This is a genomic window from Leifsonia sp. P73, from assembly GCF_051059105.1.
Taxonomy (GTDB): domain Bacteria; phylum Actinomycetota; class Actinomycetes; order Actinomycetales; family Microbacteriaceae; genus Leifsonia.
In genome coordinates this window covers 1,340,759-1,359,624 of sequence record NZ_CP194931.1, presented here as the reverse complement: position 1 = coordinate 1,359,624, position 18,866 = coordinate 1,340,759, and the positions used below count along the sequence as shown (strand labels likewise).

Sequence of the window (18,866 nt, the reverse complement as noted above, 5' to 3'; positions counted from 1 at the left end):
TCCGGCCCGGCGCGGTGAAAGGATCGGAGGACGGGCCGGCCCGACGCCCGTCGGGTGCCCGCGTGATCATGCGGGATGCGTTGACGCGCTTCAGACTGCTGACACGACGCGAACCTCCGCGCCGCGGCGATGGAGGGCGCATCCGCCGCGATCCGGCCCTCCGTGCCGCCGGTCCGTTGCCCTTTCCGGGTGGTCCCGCCGGGCTGCGCGGGGGCGTCCCGGGAGGCCCGACCCCGGACGGCCGATCGCTCCTGAGGGTGCTGGCCCACGCGGCGGCGCTGCTCCTGGCGACCGGGCTCGTGCTCGCGCCGTTGCCGGCCTCGGCCGACGAGTGCCGGGGCACGGACTGCACCACCTCGACGCCGACGCCCGATCCGGACGATTCACCCGCGCCGACACCCTCGCCGACGCCGACACCCACCCCGACGCCGAAACCGACGCCTACGCCGACTCCCACCCCGACTCCGACGCCCACCCCGACGCCCACGCCCACCCCGACGCCAACGCCCACCCCGACACCCACGCCCACCCCGACCCCGCCCCCCGCGCCCGCCCCCGACCCGGTCGACGACATCCCGCTGCTCGTACCGCCCGACCTCGGCGGCACCGTGCAGTCCGACATCGCCCAGGTCGAGCAGGCGGCCCAGCTCGCCAGCGACCTGGCAACGGCCCAGCAGACGCTCGCCGACGCCACCGACGCCAACCTCGGCGCGCAGCGCGAGCAGGCCCAGGCGCAGGCCGCGTCCGCCGCGCTCGCCGCGCAGGCGAAGGCCGCGAAGAAGAAGGCCGACGCCTCCGCCGCCTTCGCGACGGCGCTGATCCGCGCCTCCGGCTGGAAGGGTCTCGGGTCGGACCCGCTCGCGGCGGTGCTCGGGACGAACGGCGACCTCCTCTCGAAGCTCGGGGCCGTCGACCGGCTGCGCACGCTCTCCGGAGACCGGGTGACCGCACTGCGCGACGCCGCGGCGGACGCCAAGGCCGCGACCACCCTGAGCGGCCAGGCGAAGCACGCGGCCGACGCGCTGGCCGGCATCGACGTCGGCGCCAGCCAGCAGGCGGTCACGGACGCGCAGGCGCAGGTCGACTCGGCCTCCGCCGCGCTCGCGCAGCTCCCCACCGTGCTCACCGCCGGGACCGGCTGGCAGGCGCTCACCGTCGACCCGTCCGCCATCGCGGCGGGATGGACGCTCCCCGTGCACGGCCCGATGACCGACCCGTTCGGCCCGCGGCCGTCGCGCCCGGCCGGGACGGCGCCCTTCCACCCGGGCGACGACATCGGCGCGGCGTGCGGCACGACCATCGTCGCCGCCGCAGCGGGCACCATCCTCGCCGCGGGCCCGAACGGGTCGTATGGGAACTTCATCCTCATCGACCACGGCGGCGGCGTCGAGACCGCCTACGGGCACATCCGGGACGGCGGAATCGGCGTGACGGTCGGCGAGCACGTCGCGGTCGGGCAGCCGATCGCGCAGGTCGGCTCGACCGGCGCCTCCACGGGATGCCACCTGCATCTGGAAGTCCGGGTGAACGGCGTGCAGATTGATCCGTACCCCTTCCTCGCGGCCCGGGGGTCATCGTCGGAACCCGCTGAGGGGCGTACGGTTCAGGCATGACGGAACTGACGGAGCTGGTGGGCTCGTGGATGCGCCGCCAGCGCTGGTACTCGACCAAAGCGTTCGAGCCGAGGCTGCGGCTCCTGGGCTCCTTCGAACTGGAGCGCGCGCCCGAGAGCGCGGACGACGGATCCCGGATCGTGACGCACTTCTTCTGCGACGACGCGCCGCGCACGCCCCGCGTCTACCAGGTGCCGCTGGTCGCGCGCGTGCGCAGGGACGGCGACCCGGCCGGGTACGTGGGCGAGGCCGGCGGCCGGTACCTCTACGACGGGCCGGTCGAGGAGGCGTACGTCGCGGCGCTCGCGGCGCTGATGACCGGGGCAGGGGCGGCGGACGGCGAGCACGCCCGCGCGAGCGGCCACACACTCGGCGAGCGCATCCCCGTGCTGTCGTCCAGGCGGCTGTCGGCGGAGCAGTCGAACACCTCCATCGTCGCCGAGCTGGGCGACCGGCTCTCGCTCGTGAAGGTCTTCCGGGTGGTGCAGGACGGTGAGAACCCGGACATCTCCACGCTCGCCGCGCTGACGGCGGGCGGCTCGGAGCGCACGCCGGCGCTGCTCGGCTGGCTGACCGGTTCGTGGCCTGCGCCAGAGGGCGGCGCGGCCGCCGGGGAGCTCGCGCTGATGCAGGACTTCGTCCCCGGCGCGGAGGACGGCTGGGAGCTGGCGGTCAGCGCGGCCGAGGCGGGCGAGGACTTCACCGAGCGCGCCTTCGCCCTCGGCGCAGGCACGGCCGAGCTGCACCGCCTGCTCGCGGGCGTGCTGCCGACCAAGCGCGCCGAGCCCGACGACGTGCGCGTCGCGCTCGACGGGATGTTCCAGCGACTCACGATCACGACCACGGAGGTCCCGGAGGTCGAGACGCTGCGGGCGGCGATCGCGACGGTCTACGAAGCGGCCGCGACCGCTCCGCTGCCCGTGTTGCAGCGCATCCACGGCGACCTTCACCTGGGTCAGGTGCTGTTCTCGCCCGCCCGCGGCTGGCAGTTCATCGACTTCGAGGGCGAGCCGCTGCGGCCGCTCGCCGAGCGCGCGCTGCCCGACGCGACCATGCGCGACGTGGCAGGAATGCTGCGCTCCTTCGACTACGTCGCCGGCTCGCTCGCCCGGCGCGAGGACCCGATCGACGCCTCCCGGTGGGCGGCGGACGCCAGGAAGGCGTATCTGGACGGCTACGCGAGCGTGGCCGGGGACGTCCTGGACGAGTTCGCCGTGCTGCTGGCGGCGTTCGAACTCGACAAGGCGGTCTACGAGATCACCTACGAGGCTCGGCACCGGCCGAGCTGGATCCCCATCCCGCGCGCGGCGGTCGACCGGCTGCTGAGCGATGCGGCCGGGGTGGCGCACTGAGGCCGGCGGCGGCCCGGAGGCGCAACCGCGGCGCCGGGCGTGTTACCCGCACGCCGGGCGCCGCGTAGGCGGACATCTTCGAAGCCCATGCCCGCCGTGGAGGCATTGTGCGGCGCGCGCACGGCCGCGGGGAGACAGACCATGCCGTCTACCCCGCGGCCCGGAGGGCGTCAGGCCGAGGCGGCCTTCGCGCCGATCCGGTACTTCGCGCCGCGGTGGCCTTCCGGGAGCCGGTCGCCGGCGCCGTGCAGCTTGTTGCGCAGGGTGCCCTCGGCGTAGGCCTCCGGGTACGCGCCGCGCTTGCGCAGCTCGGGGATGACGAACTCCACGATGTCCTCGAACGTGCCGGGCGTGATCGCGTAGGCCAGGTTGAACCCGTCCACATCGGTCTCCTCGACCCACTCCTGGAGCTGGTCGGCGATGCTGACGGCGCCGCCGACGATGAACGGGCCGAGGCCGCCGATGACGCCGTTGCGGCCGATGTCGCGGACCGTCCACTCGCCGCCGTCGGCGTTCGGCCGCTGGAAGTTCGCGACCGCCGACTGGATAGCGTTGCTCTTGACGTTGCCTATCGGCTCGTCCAGGTCGTACTGGGACAGGTCGACGCCCATCCAGCCCGACATGAAGACCAGCGCGCCCTCGTCGTTCGTGTACTGCAGGAAGTCCTCGAACTTGGCCTGTGCCTTCTCGTCGGTCTCGTCGGTGACGATCGTGAGCAGCGTGTAGATGCGGGCGGAGTAGCGGTCGCGGCCCGCGGCCTCCAGCGCGTCGCGCAGCTTGCTGACCGTCTCCTTGAGGCCCTCCTTGGTGGAAGCCGCGACGAAGATCGCCTCGGCGTTCTCGGCCGCGAAGGAGATGCCGCGCTTGGACGCGCCGGCCTGGTAGATCACCGGTGTGCGCTGCGGGCTCGGCTCGGAGAGGTGGATGCCGGGGACCGTGAAGTGCTTGCCCTTGTGGCCGATCTCGTGCACCTTCGCCGGGTCGGTGAAGACGCCGGACTCGCGGTCGCGGATGACGGCGTCGTCCTCCCAGGAGCCCTCCCACAGCTTGTAGAGCACCTCCAGGTACTCGTCGGCGTGGTCGTAGCGGTCGTCGTGCTGCAGCTGGTCGTCGTGGCCCATGTTGCGCGCCGCGGACGGCAGGTAGCCGGTGACGACGTTCCAGCCGACCCGGCCGTTGGTCAGGTGGTCGAGCGTCGACATCCGGCGCGCGAACGGGTAGGGGTGCTCGTAGGCGGTGCCCGCGGTGACGCCGAAGCCCAGGTTCTCGGTCACCAGCGCCATCGCCGAGACGAGGAGGAGCGGGTCGTTGACCGGGACCTGCGCTCCGTGCCGGATCGCGGCCTCGTTGCTGCCGCCGTAGACGTCGTAGGTGCCGAGGACGTCGGCGATGAAGATCCCGTCGAAAGTGCCGCGCTCGAGGAGCTTCGCGAGCTCGGTCCAGTAGGTGAGGTCCTTGTACCGCCAGGCCTGGTCGTCGGGGTGACGCCACATCCCCGAGGACTGGTGGGCGACGCAGTTCATATCGAAAGCGTTGAAACGAATCTGCCGAGTCATGCGCTCAACAATGCATGCGTTCTTCGCGCCCCGCACGTCCTCCGCCACATTCCGTAACGCCGCCATCGTTTCCGGAGTTATGTACGCTCCGCCGCGGCGTGTCGCGTACACAACTCCGGAACGGATGGAGTCAGTGGCCGCGGAAGAGTGGGGGACGTTTCTGCTGGAAGGCGGCGAAGCCCTCGTGGTAGTCCTGCGTGTCGCGCAGCTCCGCCTGCGCGGCGTTCTCAGCGGCGACGGACGACCAGAGGTCGAGGTCGCCGTCGCGCAGGCCCGCGACGATGCGCTTGCTCGCGAGGTACGCCTGGGTGGCGCCGCGGGAGGCTACAGTCGCGGCCCCCGTCGCGGCGGCCTCCACGTCGTCCGCGGGCAGCGCGCGGCTGAACAGCCCGCCCGCCACGGCCTCCGCGCCGGAGATCAGCTTTCCGGAGTAGATGAGGTCGAGTGCGCGGTGCGGGCCGAGCCTCGACACCAGCAGCCAGTGGCCTCCCGAGTCGAGCGCGGCGCCCAGGGCGGCGAACGGCGAGCCGATCTTGGCGTCCTCGGCGACGTACACGACGTCTGTGGCGACCAGGAGGCCGAGTCCGACGCCGAGGGCCGCGCCGCGCGCCGCCGCGAAGGTCGGCGCGGGGAACGCGCTCATCCGGCGCAGCAGCGGCGTCACCAGCCCGTCGAGGTAGCCCGACACATCGTCCGTCGCCGGGTCGACGCCGGAGATGTCGCGTCCGGCGCAGAACGAGCGCCCCTCGCCGCGCAGCACGAGCGCGCGCACCCCGGCCGCCTCGGCCTCGGCGTAGGCGGCGTCGAGCGCCCGGAGGTCGTCGGGCCCGAGCGCGTTGAGCCGCTCCGGCGCGTTCAGCGTGACGTGCGCGACGTCGTCCCGGATGGTGAGCTCGATCACTGCGCCTCCTCGGATATCAGGAACGACTCAGACGTCATAGTCCACCGCGACCTTCTCGGTGAGCGGGTGCGACTGGCAGGTGAGGACGTAGCCCGCCTCCAGCTCCTCCGGTTCGAGTGCGTAGTTCTCGGTCATCCGCACGTCGCCGGAGAGCAGCCGCGCGCGGCAGGTGCCGCAGACGCCGCCGGTGCAGGCGAACGGCACGTCCGGCCGCACGCGCAGCGCGGCGTTGAGCACCGACTCGTTCGCATCCACCGGCGTCGTCACCGTGGAGGTCTGGCCGTCGAGCGTGAACTCGATCTCCGCCGTCTTCTCGCCCTCGTGCACGACGACCGGGTGCCCGACGTCACCGCGGACCTCGCCGGGGTCGCCGGTCGTGAACAGCTCGAAGTGGACGCTGGACGGCGGCACGTCGTAGGTCTCCAGCACGTCGCGGCAGAGCTGCACCAGCTCGAACGGGCCGCAGAGGAACCACTGGTCCACGGTGTCCGGCGGCAGCAGCGCGTCCAGGATGGTACGCAGCCGCTCCTCGTCGATCCGGCCGGAGAGCAGGGAGCGGAGCGCTGCTCGCGCGAGAGCACGTGATGCAGCGCGAGCCGCGACGGGTAGCGGTCCTTGAGGTCCGCCAGTTCCTCCAGGAACATCACGTCGATCGCCGTGCGGTTCGTGTAGACGAGGGTGAACGAGCTGGTGTCGGAGGCCGCCAGCACGCTGGAGGCCAGCGCCATCAGCGGCGTGATGCCCGACCCGGCCGCGATCCCGGCGACGTGCACGCCGTCGAGCGCGCCGAGGTCGATCGTGAACGTGCCCTGCGGGCTCATCACGTCGATCCGGTCGCCCGTGCGCAGCTCGCTGGTCGCCCAGGTGGAGAACGCTCCGCCCAGGTCGCGCTTGATCGCGACGCTGATCCGGCCGGGCGACGGCGGGCGGCAGATCGAGTAGCTGCGCCGCAGCTCCTTGCCGCCGACGGTCGCGCGGAGGGCGACGTGCTGCCCCGGCAGGTAGTCGTACTCGCCGTGCAGGTCGTCGGGGACGGCGAACGTCACCTCGACGCTCGCGGCGGTCAGCGGGCGCACCTCTGCGACCGCGAGCGTGTGGAATCGCGCACGCGCCATCAGGGGAACCTCACAGAGCCTTGAAGTGGTCGAACGGCTCGCCGCACTCGTCGCAGACGTAGAGGGCCTTGCACGCGGTGGAGCCGAAGTGGGAGATCTCCCTGGTCTTCAGCGAGCTGCAGTGCGGGCACTTGATCGCGAGCGTGAGCCGGACGGGGCCGGTGCCGGGAGGCGGCGCGATGCCGAAGTCGCGGAGCGCGGCGCGGCCGTGGTCGCTGATCCAGTCCGTCGTCCAGGCCGGGGCCAGCGCCAGGCTGACACGCACGTCGGCGAAGCCCTCGGCGGCGAGGGCGCGCACGACATCCTCGCGGATCGCATCCATCGCCGGGCAGCCCGAGTAGGTCGGCGTGAGCACGACCTCCACGCCGGTGTCGGTCACCGTGACCGCGCGCAGGACGCCGAGGTCGTCGATCGTCAGCACGGGCACCTCGGGATCGAGGACGGCCGCCGCCGCCGCCCATGCCCGGCCGGCCTCGGCCGCGTGCCCGGTCACCAGGTCGCCCCCGGGTGCGAGCGGGTCAGCACCTGCATCTCCGCCAGCAGCGGCGCCAGGTGCTCGGAGTGGCGGCCCTCGCGGCCGCCACCCGCGGCGGTGAACGTCGTCGGGAGTTCCAGCTCGGCCTCCGCCACGATCGGCGCGATCGCCGCGTCGAAGGCGTCGCGCAGGGTCGACGGCCGCGGGGCCACGTCCTCCAGCCGGTCGTTCAGCGCCTCGTCGCGGAACAGTTCCGCCACGTACGGCCACAGGTCGTCGAACGCGGTCAGCGTGCGGCGGCGGGACTCGTCGGTGCCGAGCGCCAGCCGCAGCACCCACTGGTCGGCGTGGTCGCAGTGGTAGGCGACCTCCTTGACGGCCTTGCCCGCGATGGCGGCGAGCACCGGGTCGGCCGATGCACGCAGCCGCTCGTAGAGCTCGAAGAGGTAGTGGGAGGCCGCGAACTGCCGCACGATCGTGTGCGCGAAGTCGCCGTTCGGCTGCTCGAAGAGGTGCGCGGAGCGGAAGTCCTGCTCGTCGCGCCAGTAGGCCAGGTCGTCCTCCGACCGCTCGGTGGCGCTGCCGGCGTACCGGAGCAGGGCACGGGCGTGGCCGAGCAGGTCGAGGGCGATGTTCGCGAGCGCGACGTCCTCCTCCAGCTCGGGGGCGCGGGAGATCCACCAGCCGAGCCGCTGCGCGAGCACGAGCGAGTCGTCGCCGAGCCAGAGCGCGTACTCGGCGGCGTCGGGGGAGGCCGTGGCCTCGTCGGCGACGAACTCGGCCGACAGGGTCACGGTGCTGAGCTCGACGTGGCCGTGCTCGTCGTGATCGTGGTCCGTCACAGGTGCTTCACCCCTTCGCTCTCCGTGTAGTACGTGGCGTGCCGGAAGTTCTTGCCCTCCGGCGAAGTGAAGAACGCGTCCTTGGCGGACGGGTCGCTCGTGGTGATCGCGTCGGAGCGGACCACCCAGATCGAGACGCCCTCGCCGCGGCGGGTGTAGAGGTCGCGGGCGTTGCGCACCGCGAGCTCCTCGTCGGGCGCGTGCAGCGAGCCGACGTGGACGTGGCTGAGGCCGCGGGAGGCCCGCACGAAGACCTCCCACAGGGGCCAGACCTCGTGGGCGGGCTTCTGCTGGGCGCTCATGCGGCGACCTCCTGGTTCCGGGCCTGCTGGGCCTTCTTCTCCGCATAGGCCGCCGCGGCCTCGCGCACCCAGGCGCCGTCCTCGTGCGCGTCGCGGCGGCGCTGCAGCCGCTGGGCGTTGCACGGGCCGTCGCCGGCGATGACGCGCTGCAGCTCGCTCCAGTCGATCTCGCCGAGGTCGTACGCCTGGCGCTCCTCGTTCCAGCGCAGGTCGGGGTCGGGGAACGTCACGCCGAGCGCCTCGGCCTGCGGCACGAGCATCCCGACGAACCGCTGCCGCAGCTCGTCGTTGGAGAAGCGCTTGATCTTCCACGCCATCGAGCGCGCGGAGTTGGGGAGTCGGCATCCGGCGGCCCGAACATCATCAGCGACGGCCAGTACCAGCGGTTCACGGCGTCCTGCGCCATCCGCTGCTGCTCCGGGGTGCCGCGCATCAGCGTCAGCAGGATCTCGAAGCCCTGCCGCTGGTGGAAGGACTCCTCCTTGCAGATGCGCACCATCGCGCGGCCGTACGGCGCGTACGAGCAGCGGCACAGCGGCACCTGGTTGCAGATCGCCGCGCCGTCGACGAGCCAGCCGATCGCGCCGATGTCGGCCCAGCTCAGGGTGGGGTAGTTGAAGATCGAGGAGTACTTCGCGGCGCCGCTGATCAGCTGCTCGGTCATCTCGTCGCGCGTGATGCCGAGCGTCTGGGTCGCCGAGTAGAGGTAGAGCCCGTGGCCCGCTTCGTCCTGCACCTTGGCCATCAGGATGGCCTTGCGCTTGAGGCTCGGGGCGCGGCTGATCCAGTTGGCCTCCGGCTGCATGCCGATGATCTCGGAGTGCGCGTGCTGCGACATCTGCCGGATGAGGGTGCGCCGGTAGGCGTCGGGCATCCAGTCGCGCGGCTCGACGCGGGAGTCTGCGGCGATGAGCTGCTCGAAGAGCGCCTCGCCGGCGGCGTCGTCGTCCGTGAGGGTAGTGGCTTCCGTCGTGTTCGCCATTGAACCAAGCTCTCCCATCAATACTTACTGATCGTTCGTTCAGTATATGCGAGCCGGGTGGGTTCGTGCCACACTTGCTGGGTGACCGACACCCGGACGGCCGAACCCCTGCGCCGGGGCCGCCCGGCTACGACCAGCGCGGCATCCTCGAGGTCGCCGTCGCCGCCTTCAATGAGCACGGCTACGACGCCACCTCCATCGGGATGCTCGCCGAGCGGCTTGGGCTGTCCAAGTCGGCGATCTACCACCACGTCGCCTCCAAGGACGAGCTGCTGGCGCTCGCCCTGGACGAGGCGCTCGACGGCCTGGAGGGCGCGCTGCGCTCGGCCGAGGAGACCACAGGGACCGCCGCCGACCGGCTGGCCCAGGTGCTCCGCGAGGCCGTGCTGGTGCTGGCGGACCGCCTCCCGTACGTCACCCTGCTGCTGCGCGTCCGCGGCAACACCGAGGTCGAGCGGGCGGCGCTGCAGCGCCGGCGCGCCTTCGATCACGCGGTGGCCGCGATGGTGGCGGAGGCGCGCGACGAGGGCTCGCTGCGGGTGGACGCCGACCCGGCGGTGGTCGCCCGACTGCTGTTCGGCATGATCAACTCGCTCACCGAGTGGTACGACCCCGCAGGGCCGGTCCCGCCCGATGCGCTCGCGGACACCATCCTCGCGCTGGCCCTCCGTTCGTAACCGCCGAGGGGCACGTTGTTGTCACTTCTCGCGCTCGAAAGTGACAACAACGTGCCCCTCGGCGGGTGGGATCACTCCTTCGCGACCAGGGTGAGGACGTCGTACGACGCGACCAGCTCGTCCTTCTGGTTGAGGATGCGCGCGTCCCAGCGCACCTCGCCGTACTCGTCCGTCTCGCGCGGCGTGATCTGCTTGGCCGTCAGCGCCACCCGGATGCTGTCGCCGGGGGAGACCGGCGTCAGGAAGCGCAGGTTCTCCAGCCCGTAGTTCGCCAGCACGGGGCCCGGCGCCGGGTCCACGAACAGGCCGGCCGCCCACGACACGAGCAGGTAGCCGTGCGCGACCCGCCCGGGGAAGAACGGGTTCGCGGCCGCGGCCTCCTCGTCCATGTGCGCGTAGAACGTGTCGCCGGTGAAGGTCGCGAACGTCTCGATGTCGTCCAGGGTCACGCGGCGCGACTCCGACTGCACCTGGTCGCCGATCCGCAGCGTCGCGAGCGACTTGCGGAACGGGTGCGGGCCGTCGGTCTCGGCCGCGGCGCCCTCGTGCCACACACCGGTGACCGCCGTGAGGAGGTCGGGGGAGCCCTGGATGGCGGTGCGCTGCATGTGGTTCAGCACGGCGCGGATGCCGCCCAGCTCCTCGCCGCCGCCCGCGCGGCCGGGGCCGCCGTGGACCAGGTGCGGCATCGGCGAGCCGTGGCCGGTGGAGGTGCGCGCGTCGTCGCGGTCGAGCAGCAGGATGCGGCCGTTGTAGGCCGCGGTCGCCATCACGAGCTCGCGGGCGAAGTCGGGGTCGTGCGTCGCCGCGCTCGTCACGAGCGAGCCGCCGCCGAGCGCGACGAGCTGCGCCGCCTCGGCGGCCGAGCCGTACGGCAGCACGGCCGCGACCGGGCCGAAAGCCTCCACGGAGTGCGCCTCCGGGGTGCGGGCGTCGGCGAACCGCAGCACGATCGGGGCGACGAAGGCGCCCTCCAGCTCGACGCCGAGGCTGCCGTCGGCCCGCACGACGCTCGGCTGGTCGAGGCCGCCGATGGCCAGCTCGCCACCGGCCTCCACCAGCCGCGCCACCTGCCGCAGCACCTCCGCACGCTGCTCGCGCGAGGCGAGCGGGCCCATCGTGACCCCCTCCGCCCGCGGGTCCCCGACGACCACGCGCTCCTCGATGCGCGAGCGCACCGCGGCGAGCAGGTCATCGACTGCGGCGGCCGGGACGATCGCGCGGCGGATCGCCGTGCACTTCTGGCCGGCCTTGGCGGTCAGCTCGACCACGAGCTGCTTCACGTAGGCGTCGAACTCGGGAGTGCCGGGGAGCGCGTCGGGGCCGAGCACCGACGCGTTGATGGAGTCCGTCTCGCTCGTGAACCGCACGCCGCCGGTCTGCACCGAGCCGTGCGCGCGCAGGCGCTCGGCGGTGGAGGCCGAACCGGTGAACGCGACCAGGTCGCCCAGCCGCAGGTGGTCGAACAGCCCGGGCACGCTGCCCGAGACCAGTTGCAGCGAGCCGGCGGGCAGCAGGCCGGACTCGACCAGGATGCGCACCATCGCCTCCGCCACGTACGCGGTCGGCGTCGCAGGCTTCGCCAGGGTCGGCATCCCGGCGAGGAAGGAGGGTGCGAACTTCTCCAGCAGCCCCCAGACCGGGAAGTTGAACGCGTTGATCTGCACGGCGACGCCGGGGAGCCGGGTGAAGATGTGCTGCCCGAGGAACGAGCCGTCCTTCGCCAGCGACTCCGCGGGACCGTCCACGATGACGTGCGCGTTCGGGAGTTCGCGACGGCCCTTCGACGAGTAGGTGAACATCGCGCCGATGCCGCCGTCCACGTCGATCCAGGCGTCCGTCCGGGTGGCGCCGGCGCGGGCGGAGAGGTCGTACAGCTCCTGCTTGCGTTCGGTCAGGACCTGCGCCATCCGCTTGAGCAGCATCGCCCGCTGGTGGAAGGTCAGCTCGCCGAGCGAGGCCTGACCGACCGTGCGCGCGTACTCGAGCGCGCCCGCGAGGTCGGCGCCCTCCGCGCTGACGAGGGCGACGAGCTCGCCGGTGGAGGCGTCGCGCACCTCCGCGGCGCCCTCGTCGGACGCCGGGCTCCACCACTGATCGCGCAGGTAGCTGGGCAGGCTCATGATTCGGTTCCTCCCGGGAGGGTCTGGAGCGACGGCGCTCCGCTGGTTCGGACATAGGCTGGTGCCGTGGCCGATGGAGACTGGACGATCGAGCTCGGCGAGCTCGACGAGAAGATGGGCGTGCGCATCCTGGAGCAATCCGCGGAGCGCGTCGTCGCGACGATGCCGGTGGCGGGCAACCGCCAGTCGTTCGGGCTGCTGCACGGCGGCGCGTCTGTGGCGTTCGCGGAGGCGCTCGGCTCGTGGGCGGCCGTGATCCACGCCGGCCCCGGCCGCAGCGCGGTCGGACTCGACATCAACGCGACCCACCACCGATCCGCGCGCAGCGGCCTGGTGACCGGGGTCGCGACCGCGATCCGGCTGGGCAGGAAGGTCACCTCGCACGAGGTCGTCCTGACCGACGAGGAGGGCAACCGGCTCTGCACCGTGCGCATCACGAACCTCATCGTGGAGGCTCCGGAGCGCGCGTGAGCGGTGCTGCGCCCGCGGCGTCGCCGTCCCACACATAGAACCCGCGCCCGGACTTTCGGCCGAGCAGGCCGTCCGCCACCATGCGGCGCAGCAGCGCGGGAGGCTCGAACCGCGGCCCCAGCTCGCTCGCGAGGTACTCCGCGATGTCGAGCCGCACGTCCAGCCCGACGATGTCGGTGAGCCGCAGCGGCCCGACCGGATGCTTGTAGCCGAGGGTCATCGCGGTGTCGATCGCCTCGGGAGAGGCGACGCCCTCCTCGACCATTCGCACGGCCTCCAGCCCGAGCAGCACGCCGAGGCGGGAGGACGCGAAGCCGGGGAGTCGCGGACCACGATCGGCGTCTTGCCGAGGGCCTCCACCCAGCCGGTCGCGAGGTCGACGGCGCTCGGCGCGGTCGCCTGACCGGCCACGACCTCCACCAGAGCGGAGGCCGGGACGGGGTTGAAGAAGTGCATGCCGAGGAAGCCGCCCGGCCGCTTCAGCACCTCGGCGAGGCCGTCGATGGACAGCGAGGAGGTGTTGCTCGCCAGCACGGCGTCGGGCTCCAGAAGCTCCTCGGCGCGGCGGAGCGTGTCGTGCTTGAGCTCGGGGAGCTCGGGCACGGCCTCCACGACGAGGGCGGCCCCGCGCAGCGCGTCCCAGGAGGTCGTGGCGATCAGCCGCTCGGGCGCTGGGGCTGCGGCGCCGCGGCGCACGCTGCCGTCGATCGCGGCCTCCACGCGCTCGCGAGCGGAGGCCGCCGACGCAGCGTCGCGCTCGACGACCGCGACGTGTGCGCCCGCCATCAGGAACGCGTGCGCGATGCCCGCGCCCATCCGGCCGCCGCCGATGACTGCGACCTTCTCCGGGATGGCGACGTGCTCGGGGATGCCGTTGCTCGCGTCGCTCATCGCCGCCTCCGCTCCAGGAACTCGGTCATCCTGCGCTGCTTCTCCGGCGACTCGAACAGCACGGCCTGCGCCTCCCGCTCGGCCCGGGGATGGTCGCCGAGCGGCGCGCGCAGGACCCGCTTGGTGTACTGGGTCGCCAGCGGGTCGTTCTTCGCGATCCGGTCGGCGAGGGCGTGCGCGCCGGCGAGCAGCTCGCCCGGCGAGAACAGGTCGCTCACGAGCCCGGCGGCCAGCGCCTCCTCGCCGTTCAGCACGCGCCCGGCCATCGTGATCTCGGCGGCGAGCGGCTCGCCGACGAGCTGCGGCAGCCGCCAGAGCGCGCCGGCCGCGGCGATGATCCCGAGCGAGGTCTCCGGGTTGCCGATCCGCAGCCGCGGGGTGCCGAGCCGGAAGTCCGCCGCGTAGGCGAGCTCGGCGCCGCCGCCCAGCGCGTAGCCGTCGAGCGCGGCGATCACCGGCATGGGCAGCTCGGCGATGCGGACGAAGATCGTCGCGTTGATCGCGCGGCGCGCGTCGGCCGCGGTGCGCTCCCGCAGCTCGGCGATGTCGGCGCCGGAGGCGAACACGCCCTCCGACCCGGTGAGGATGAGGATGCGCGGGTCGCGCTCCAGGTCCTCGCAGAGCGCGTGCAGCTCGTCCACCATCCGCTGGTCGATCGCGTTGCGGACCTCGGGACGGTTGAGCGTCGCGACCACGCGGTCGGCGCTCTCGGCGATCAGCAGAGTCGTCGGCGCCGTCATCACAGCGCCTCCACGATCAGGGCCGCGCCCTGGCCGACGCCGACGCACATCGTCGCCAGCCCGTACCGGGACCGCTCGCGCTCCATCCGGCCGAGCAGCGTCACCAGGATGCGCGCGCCGCTCGACCCCAGCGCGTGCCCGAGCGCGATCGCTCCGCCGTCGGCGTTCACCCGCGCCCGGCCGCTGTCGTCGTCCAGTCCCAACCGGCGCAGGCACGCGATCGCCTGCGCCGCGAACGCCTCGTTGAGCTCGATGCTGCCGATGTCGCCGAGCTCCAGGCCGGCGCGGTCGAGCGCGCGGTTGGTCGCGGGGACCGGGCCGAGTCCCATCACCTCGGGCGCGACGCCGGCGCTCGCCGACGCGACGATGCGGGCGCGCGGGCGGAGGCCGTAGCGCTGCACGGCGTCGCCGCTGGCGACCACGATCGCGGACGCGCCGTCGTTCAGCGGCGAGGAGTTGCCCGCCGTGACGACCTCTCCTCCCGCGACGACCGGCCGCAGCGCCGCGAGGGCGGCGGCATCGGTGTCGCGGCGGATGCTCTCATCGGCCGTGACCTCTCCCGCGGCGGTCGAGACCGGGATGATCTCGTCGGCGAAGCGCCCCGCGTCGGTGGCCGCCGCGGCGCGCCGGTGGCTCTCCAGCGCGAACGCGTCGGCCTCCTCCCGGCTGATCCCGTCGAGGCGCGCGACCTCCTCCGCGGTCTCCGGCATCGAGTAGGTCGCCTTGTCGCGCTCCAGGAACCGCGGGTTGGTGAACCGCCAGCCGATGGAGGTGTCGAACTGCTCACCCGGCTTCGCCCACGGCCGCGCCGGCTTGGCCTGCACCCAGGGCGCCCGCGTCATCGACTCGACGCCGCCCGCCACGATCAGGTCGGCGTCGCCCGCGCGGATCGCCTGACCGGCGAGGGTGACGGCGCTGAGGCCGGACGCGCACAGGCGGTTGACGGTGACGCCGGGGACGCTGTCGGGAAGGCCGGCCAGCAGCGCGGCCATGCGGGCCACGTTCCGGTTGTCCTCGCCCGCCTGGTTCGCGGCGCCGAGCATGACGTCGTCGAGTGCCGAGCCGTCCACTCCCGCGCGGCGCACGGCCTCGCCCACGACCAGGGCGGCGAGGTCGTCGGGCCGGATGCCCGCCAACGCTCCGCCATAGCGTCCGACCGCAGTGCGCACACCGCCGACGAGGTAGGCCTCCGCCATCGCAGCTCCTTCGAATGCGAATTACCGAACGAACGTTCAGCTAGTAAATAGTCGCAGAACCCCGACCCGCGAGCAACCGCCGCGAACGCGAGGCGAGCTCCGCCGACGACACGACCACCCCCAGAATCACCACCGCGCCGCCGATCGCGGCCGCCGCCGGCAGCCACAGTGCCGCGACCGCGAGGGCCGCGGACAGTCCGACCGCCGGCGTCGCCCAGCGCAGCACGACCCGCCACGGGTCGCCGTAGCGGCGCGCTATGACCGCGTTCGTCAGGTAGAACAGCGCGATCCCGCCGCCGAGCGACACCGCCAGCGCCGGCGGCAGCGGCTCGCCCGGGTGCGCGATCCCCTCGGCGAGCGCGCCGGACAGCGCCGTGACCCCGGCCAGCAGCAGGAACGGCAGGAACGCGACCGTGTCCCGGATCGTGCGCACGTCGCCCGCCTCCAGCAGTCGCTGCAGCCCGCTCGCCATCACGTCGACGCCGTAGAGGAAGAACGACCACGCCAGCCCGGCGGTCAGCAGCAGCCCGAGCACGCCGACGAGCCCGGCGGCGAGCGTCCAGGCGCCGGACACCGCGTCCACGATGCTCAGCACCGACTCGCCCAGCACGATGATGACGAGCAGCCCGAACCGCTCGGACAGGTGCTCGACGTTCAGCCGGTCGAGTGCGATCGCCGCCCAGCTGCCGGAGGTCGCGGTCAGCAGCACGACCTCCAGGACGATCGCGACCGCCCACAGCGCGTAGTCCGCCGGGGCGGGGAGGGAGATCGACACCAGCCAGAGCGCGGCGGTCAGCCCGTTGTAGACGAGGATGCGCACTCGCGAGGCCGTCCCGTTCGACCAGGAGAAGCCGATCCACACCACCAGCAGCAGCACCCGAAGCAGCGCGTTGCCGGCCGCGAACAGCCACGCCCGGTCGCCGACCGCCTCCGGCGCCGCGACCGCGAGCGCCCCGACGGCGAACATCGCGATCAGCATGACGACCGACAGCCGCCGGGCGCTCAGCTGCGGCGACACGTCCACGACGAAGGTCAGGTTGACCCACGACCACCAGACCGACGCGAACAGGGCGACGAAGATGGCGAGCGTCCCGAACGACGGCGCGGTGTGGAGCCCGTGCGCGAGCTGCCCGACCAGCGCGACGAACACGAGATCGAAGAACAGCTCCATCCAGTGCGCCCGCGACGGGTCCCGGTCCCCGGCGACGGGGAGGCGCGGGAGGGAGGCGGCCATAGCGCGAGCGTAGCGCCGGGCGGCGTCGCGCGTCAGTGGCCGAGGCGCGTTCCACTAATGCAAGCATTGACATCTGGAATTGCAAATTGATCTCATGGAATCGCGTGATCGCCGATCACCTGACTCGAAGGGGAGAGCAGATGCCATTTGCAACTCGCGTGAAGTCGCGCGTCATCATGAGCACCGGAGCCATCGGGGTGGCGGTGCTGATGAGCATCACCACGTCGCTGCCGGCCACGGCCGATGCCACGCACGTCGTTGTTCCCGTGGTGGAGAAGTCCGCCGACGCTTCGCGGGCGACGCTGGTGGACCTTCACGCCGAGGCGCAAACGTGGGAGGCGCTCGGCGCCGAGCAGGCCGGCACGCTTCTCTCGGACGCCTTCGCGGGTCCGGTGACGGTCATGGGCGGCCTTCGACTCGACCCTGATCGCGCAATCGCGTGGCAGGCCGACGAATCCACGCGCATTCTGCGGGTGCCGGCTGCGGCAGGCGAGGGAGTGACGGAGCAGTCCTCGGTGTCCGTCATGTTCAATCCGGCCGGTGACGTGGTCGGATTCACGCAGATGACGTTCACGCCTGTGGACGACCGCTCGGGCCGTGTCCAGTCCTGGATCGACGGGGTCCCGAGCGTCGATCAGGTCGTCGTCGCCCAGACCGACCCGGAGCCCACTCCCGATCAGTTGCGGAACCGGGCCTACAAAAAGGGAGACTGGTGGGGCAATTTCAACCAGTGTCTCTCGAACGCCGGGATTGCAGCCTGGGTGATCACGGGCATTTCGCTCGCCTGCGCCGCCGTGTGCGTGGTGACCGCCGGGCTCGGCTGCATCGCCTGCCTGGGCGCGGCATCCGCGGGATTCAGCGGAACGGTGAGCTTCTGCATCACCACCGCGAATCTGAACTCGTGAGGCGCTCGCCACGCCGAGCATCGGGATCCGTTCCCGTGGCGGTGCTCTGCGTGCTGGCCGCGGGCATGCTTGCCGTCGGGCAAGCGCCTGCTCTGGCATCGATGGCGGCCGTCTTCTGGCTTGGCGGTCTCGTCCTCATGACGGTGGCCCTGGTCATCGGTCTCGCCCGCCGCCGGCGGTCACGGGACAGTCGAGGCTGACTGACGGCATGGTGGTCAGCTCCTCCGACTCGCCCGCCGCCGGCGGTCACGGGACAGTCGAGGCTGACTGACGGCATGGTGGTCAGCTCCTCCGACGCCACCCGCGGGATCCGGCCGCTCATCCGCGCCGGCCGGCCGCGAGGAAGCCGTCGACCGCCGCCCGCACGCGCTCGTCGTCGGCGTATCCGCTGAGCGTGATCCCGTCGAGCGCGCTCCAGGCGGCCTGGGTGCCGAGCGCGGCGGCCCGGTCTCGATCGGCGCGGAGGCGGTTCGCCCGCACGAGGAGCGCCGCGACGGCGAGCGCGACGGCCAGCACCACGACGATGGAGGCGAGGACGACGACGATGGTGGTGCTCATCGCGGGCCTCCCGGCGCGGGCGGCGCGGGCGGGGTGCTAAGCGCGAGCAGTTCGGCGAGGAGCCCCTGCGCGAGCACGAACGTCCGCTGCGCCCGCCGGGCGAGCAGGTAGAACACGCCCCCGCTGGCCATCGTGACCGTCCCGGCGACGAGCACCCACAGCCACGCGGCGACCGGCACCGGATTCACCGCCGGGTTCGACTGCAACACCGGCACCACGAGCGACAGGATCACCCCGGACCCCGCCGCGGCCAGCGCCTTCGCCAGCGTCAGCGTGTGCTCGTAGCGCCAGGTGAGCGCCACCGTGAGCCCGTCCACCGCCGCGCGGTCGTCCAGCCGCGCGAGGGCCATCAGGTCCCCGACCGTCAACTCCGACGCGATCCCTCCCGCCATGCCCCCGAGCGTATCGACTCCCGCCGCACCACGCACCAGCGCCGACATTCCGCACGAATGTCGCGTCTCGCCGCCGCTTTCGCGACATTCGGCACGAATGTCCGGTCAGCGGAGGTCGTGGTCCTCGAACACCAGCGACGTCTTGGTGTCCCGCACCGACGGGATGCTGGTCAGCTCCTCCAGCACGACCCGGCGCAGGTCCTCGTTGTCGCGCGCCCTCACCAGCAGGATGACGTCGAAGTCGCCGCCGACCAGCGCGAAGTGCTCCACCTCCGGGATGGCGCGCAGCCGGGCGCGGAGGTCGTGCCAGGCCGCCTGCTCCACGCGCATCGTCACGTAGGCCGACGACGCGCGGCCCGAGCGGCGCGGGTCAACCTTCGCCGTGAAGCCCGTGATGACGCCCTCCTCGACCAGTCGGGAGACGCGGGCGTAGGCGTTGGCGCGCGAGACGTGCGCCGCCTCCGCGACGGCGGTGATGGAGGCGCGGCCGTCGGCGCGCAGCGCGTCCACGATGCGGGTGTCGATGTCGTCCATGATGGGA

At 72.6% G+C, this 18,866-nt stretch carries 17 protein-coding genes and 3 pseudogenes; 5 read left to right on the top strand and 15 right to left on the bottom strand.

Features of this window, described 5'->3' with window-relative positions; translation table 11 throughout:
• Nucleotides 1-257 precede the first annotated feature (257 nt).
• Both ACQ86L_RS06880 and ACQ86L_RS06875 read left to right on the top strand, forming a co-directional pair.
• The gene (locus ACQ86L_RS06880) at nt 258-1,613 is read left to right on the top strand and encodes a M23 family metallopeptidase (protein ID WP_434318232.1); all 1,356 of its coding nucleotides are present in this window, start codon (nt 258-260) and stop codon (nt 1,611-1,613) included.
• Nucleotides 1,610-2,965, top strand: a complete 1,356-nt coding sequence (locus ACQ86L_RS06875; protein ID WP_434318231.1) for a maltokinase N-terminal cap-like domain-containing protein — start codon at nt 1,610-1,612, stop codon at nt 2,963-2,965. Before ACQ86L_RS06880 ends, ACQ86L_RS06875 begins: the two co-directional genes overlap by 4 nt.
• Before the next feature lie 170 nt (nt 2,966-3,135).
• On the opposite strand, the gene ACQ86L_RS06870 is transcribed toward ACQ86L_RS06875, so the two are convergent.
• The 7 genes and pseudogenes from ACQ86L_RS06870 to paaA all read right to left on the bottom strand — a co-directional run bounded on the left by ACQ86L_RS06870 (nt 3,136) and on the right by paaA (nt 9,138).
• A complete protein-coding gene (locus tag ACQ86L_RS06870; RefSeq protein WP_434318230.1) occupies nt 3,136-4,521 on the bottom strand; it encodes an LLM class flavin-dependent oxidoreductase in 1,386 nt (461 codons plus the stop codon).
• A 130-nt stretch (nt 4,522-4,651) separates the two neighbouring features.
• The gene (locus ACQ86L_RS06865; RefSeq protein WP_434318229.1) at nt 4,652-5,422 is read right to left on the bottom strand and encodes an enoyl-CoA hydratase/isomerase family protein; all 771 of its coding nucleotides are present in this window, start codon (nt 5,420-5,422) and stop codon (nt 4,652-4,654) included.
• 27 nt (nt 5,423-5,449) lie between these two features.
• Nucleotides 5,450-6,537: pseudogene (gene paaE, locus ACQ86L_RS06860) on the bottom strand (1,2-phenylacetyl-CoA epoxidase subunit PaaE).
• 10 nt (nt 6,538-6,547) lie between these two features.
• Nucleotides 6,548-7,030 carry a 1,2-phenylacetyl-CoA epoxidase subunit PaaD gene (paaD, locus tag ACQ86L_RS06855; protein ID WP_434318228.1) on the bottom strand — a complete coding sequence of 161 codons (483 nt, stop codon included), beginning with the start codon at nt 7,028-7,030 and terminating at the stop codon, nt 6,548-6,550.
• Complete coding sequence (gene paaC, locus ACQ86L_RS06850) at nt 7,027-7,854, bottom strand: 1,2-phenylacetyl-CoA epoxidase subunit PaaC (RefSeq protein WP_434318227.1); 828 nt, start codon at nt 7,852-7,854, stop codon at nt 7,027-7,029. The genes paaD and paaC overlap by 4 nt, the downstream gene beginning before the upstream one ends.
• Complete coding sequence (paaB, locus tag ACQ86L_RS06845; protein ID WP_434318226.1) at nt 7,851-8,156, bottom strand: 1,2-phenylacetyl-CoA epoxidase subunit PaaB; 306 nt, start codon at nt 8,154-8,156, stop codon at nt 7,851-7,853. Before paaB ends, paaC begins: the two co-directional genes overlap by 4 nt.
• Nucleotides 8,153-9,138 (bottom strand): annotated as a pseudogene (gene paaA / locus ACQ86L_RS06840) (1,2-phenylacetyl-CoA epoxidase subunit PaaA). The gene paaB and the pseudogene paaA overlap by 4 nt, the downstream one beginning before the upstream one ends.
• 65 nt (nt 9,139-9,203) lie before the next feature.
• Between paaA and ACQ86L_RS06835 the strand changes: the two are divergent.
• Nucleotides 9,204-9,815 (top strand): TetR/AcrR family transcriptional regulator, encoded by a 612-nt coding sequence (locus ACQ86L_RS06835; RefSeq protein ID WP_434318225.1) that lies wholly within the window; start codon nt 9,204-9,206, stop codon nt 9,813-9,815.
• Nucleotides 9,816-9,886: 71 nt separating this feature from the next.
• Here the strand turns inward: ACQ86L_RS06835 and paaZ are convergent, their stop codons facing one another.
• Entirely contained in the window at nt 9,887-11,938 is a 2,052-nt protein-coding gene (paaZ, locus tag ACQ86L_RS06830) for a phenylacetic acid degradation bifunctional protein PaaZ (protein WP_434318224.1), read from the bottom strand.
• A gap of 66 nt (nt 11,939-12,004) precedes the next feature.
• Here paaZ and ACQ86L_RS06825 point away from each other — a divergent pair, with 66 nt between their 5' ends.
• The gene (locus ACQ86L_RS06825) at nt 12,005-12,409 is read left to right on the top strand and encodes a PaaI family thioesterase (RefSeq protein ID WP_345834250.1); all 405 of its coding nucleotides are present in this window, start codon (nt 12,005-12,007) and stop codon (nt 12,407-12,409) included.
• Here the strand turns inward: ACQ86L_RS06825 and ACQ86L_RS06820 are convergent.
• The 4 genes and pseudogenes from ACQ86L_RS06820 to ACQ86L_RS06805 all read right to left on the bottom strand — a co-directional run bounded on the left by ACQ86L_RS06820 (nt 12,381) and on the right by ACQ86L_RS06805 (nt 16,470).
• A pseudogene (locus ACQ86L_RS06820) lies at nt 12,381-13,300 on the bottom strand (3-hydroxyacyl-CoA dehydrogenase family protein). The gene ACQ86L_RS06825 and the pseudogene ACQ86L_RS06820 overlap by 29 nt on opposite strands.
• Nucleotides 13,297-14,040: an enoyl-CoA hydratase/isomerase family protein gene (locus ACQ86L_RS06815; protein WP_434318223.1), complete on the bottom strand. Its 744-nt coding sequence runs from the start codon at nt 14,038-14,040 to the stop codon at nt 13,297-13,299. Before ACQ86L_RS06815 ends, ACQ86L_RS06820 begins: the two are co-directional and overlap by 4 nt.
• Nucleotides 14,040-15,236: a thiolase family protein gene (locus tag ACQ86L_RS06810; RefSeq protein ID WP_434318222.1), complete on the bottom strand. Its 1,197-nt coding sequence runs from the start codon at nt 15,234-15,236 to the stop codon at nt 14,040-14,042. Before ACQ86L_RS06810 ends, ACQ86L_RS06815 begins: the two co-directional genes overlap by 1 nt.
• 40 nt (nt 15,237-15,276) lie before the next feature.
• Nucleotides 15,277-16,470 carry a low temperature requirement protein A gene (locus ACQ86L_RS06805; protein WP_434318221.1) on the bottom strand — a complete coding sequence of 398 codons (1,194 nt, stop codon included), beginning with the start codon at nt 16,468-16,470 and terminating at the stop codon, nt 15,277-15,279.
• 104 nt (nt 16,471-16,574) lie between these two features.
• Between ACQ86L_RS06805 and ACQ86L_RS06800 the strand changes: the two genes are divergently transcribed.
• Complete coding sequence (locus ACQ86L_RS06800; RefSeq protein ID WP_434318220.1) at nt 16,575-17,375, top strand: hypothetical protein; 801 nt, start codon at nt 16,575-16,577, stop codon at nt 17,373-17,375.
• Nucleotides 17,376-17,693: 318 nt separating this feature from the next.
• Here ACQ86L_RS06800 and ACQ86L_RS06795 read toward each other — a convergent pair whose 3' ends face one another.
• The 3 genes from ACQ86L_RS06795 to ACQ86L_RS06785 form a co-directional block, all read right to left on the bottom strand.
• Nucleotides 17,694-17,933 carry a hypothetical protein gene (locus tag ACQ86L_RS06795; protein WP_434318219.1) on the bottom strand — a complete coding sequence of 80 codons (240 nt, stop codon included), beginning with the start codon at nt 17,931-17,933 and terminating at the stop codon, nt 17,694-17,696.
• A complete protein-coding gene (locus ACQ86L_RS06790) occupies nt 17,930-18,325 on the bottom strand; it encodes a hypothetical protein (protein ID WP_434318218.1) in 396 nt (131 codons plus the stop codon). The genes ACQ86L_RS06795 and ACQ86L_RS06790 overlap by 4 nt, the downstream gene beginning before the upstream one ends.
• Before the next feature lie 105 nt (nt 18,326-18,430).
• On the bottom strand, nt 18,431-18,859 hold the full coding sequence (locus ACQ86L_RS06785; protein ID WP_434318217.1) for an Lrp/AsnC family transcriptional regulator: 429 nt from the start codon (nt 18,857-18,859) through the stop codon (nt 18,431-18,433).
• Nucleotides 18,860-18,866 lie beyond the last annotated feature (7 nt).

What these genes read in the sequence shown, in the direction of transcription:
- ACQ86L_RS06875 (WP_434318231.1), top strand. Translation starts at nt 1,610, where the DNA reads ATGACGGAACTGACGGAGCTGGTGGGCTCGTGGATGCGCCGCCAGCGC.
- ACQ86L_RS06870 (WP_434318230.1), bottom strand. Translation starts at nt 4,521, where the DNA reads ATGACTCGGCAGATTCGTTTCAACGCTTTCGATATGAACTGCGTCGCC.
- paaB (WP_434318226.1), bottom strand. Translation starts at nt 8,156, where the DNA reads ATGAGCGCCCAGCAGAAGCCCGCCCACGAGGTCTGGCCCCTGTGGGAG.
- paaZ (WP_434318224.1), bottom strand. Translation starts at nt 11,938, where the DNA reads ATGAGCCTGCCCAGCTACCTGCGCGATCAGTGGTGGAGCCCGGCGTCC.
- ACQ86L_RS06815 (WP_434318223.1), bottom strand. Translation starts at nt 14,040, where the DNA reads ATGACGGCGCCGACGACTCTGCTGATCGCCGAGAGCGCCGACCGCGTG.
- ACQ86L_RS06810 (WP_434318222.1), bottom strand. Translation starts at nt 15,236, where the DNA reads ATGGCGGAGGCCTACCTCGTCGGCGGTGTGCGCACTGCGGTCGGACGC.
- ACQ86L_RS06805 (WP_434318221.1), bottom strand. Translation starts at nt 16,470, where the DNA reads ATGGCCGCCTCCCTCCCGCGCCTCCCCGTCGCCGGGGACCGGGACCCG.
- ACQ86L_RS06795 (WP_434318219.1), bottom strand. Translation starts at nt 17,933, where the DNA reads ATGAGCACCACCATCGTCGTCGTCCTCGCCTCCATCGTCGTGGTGCTG.
- ACQ86L_RS06790 (WP_434318218.1), bottom strand. Translation starts at nt 18,325, where the DNA reads ATGGCGGGAGGGATCGCGTCGGAGTTGACGGTCGGGGACCTGATGGCC.
- ACQ86L_RS06785 (WP_434318217.1), bottom strand. Translation starts at nt 18,859, where the DNA reads ATGGACGACATCGACACCCGCATCGTGGACGCGCTGCGCGCCGACGGC.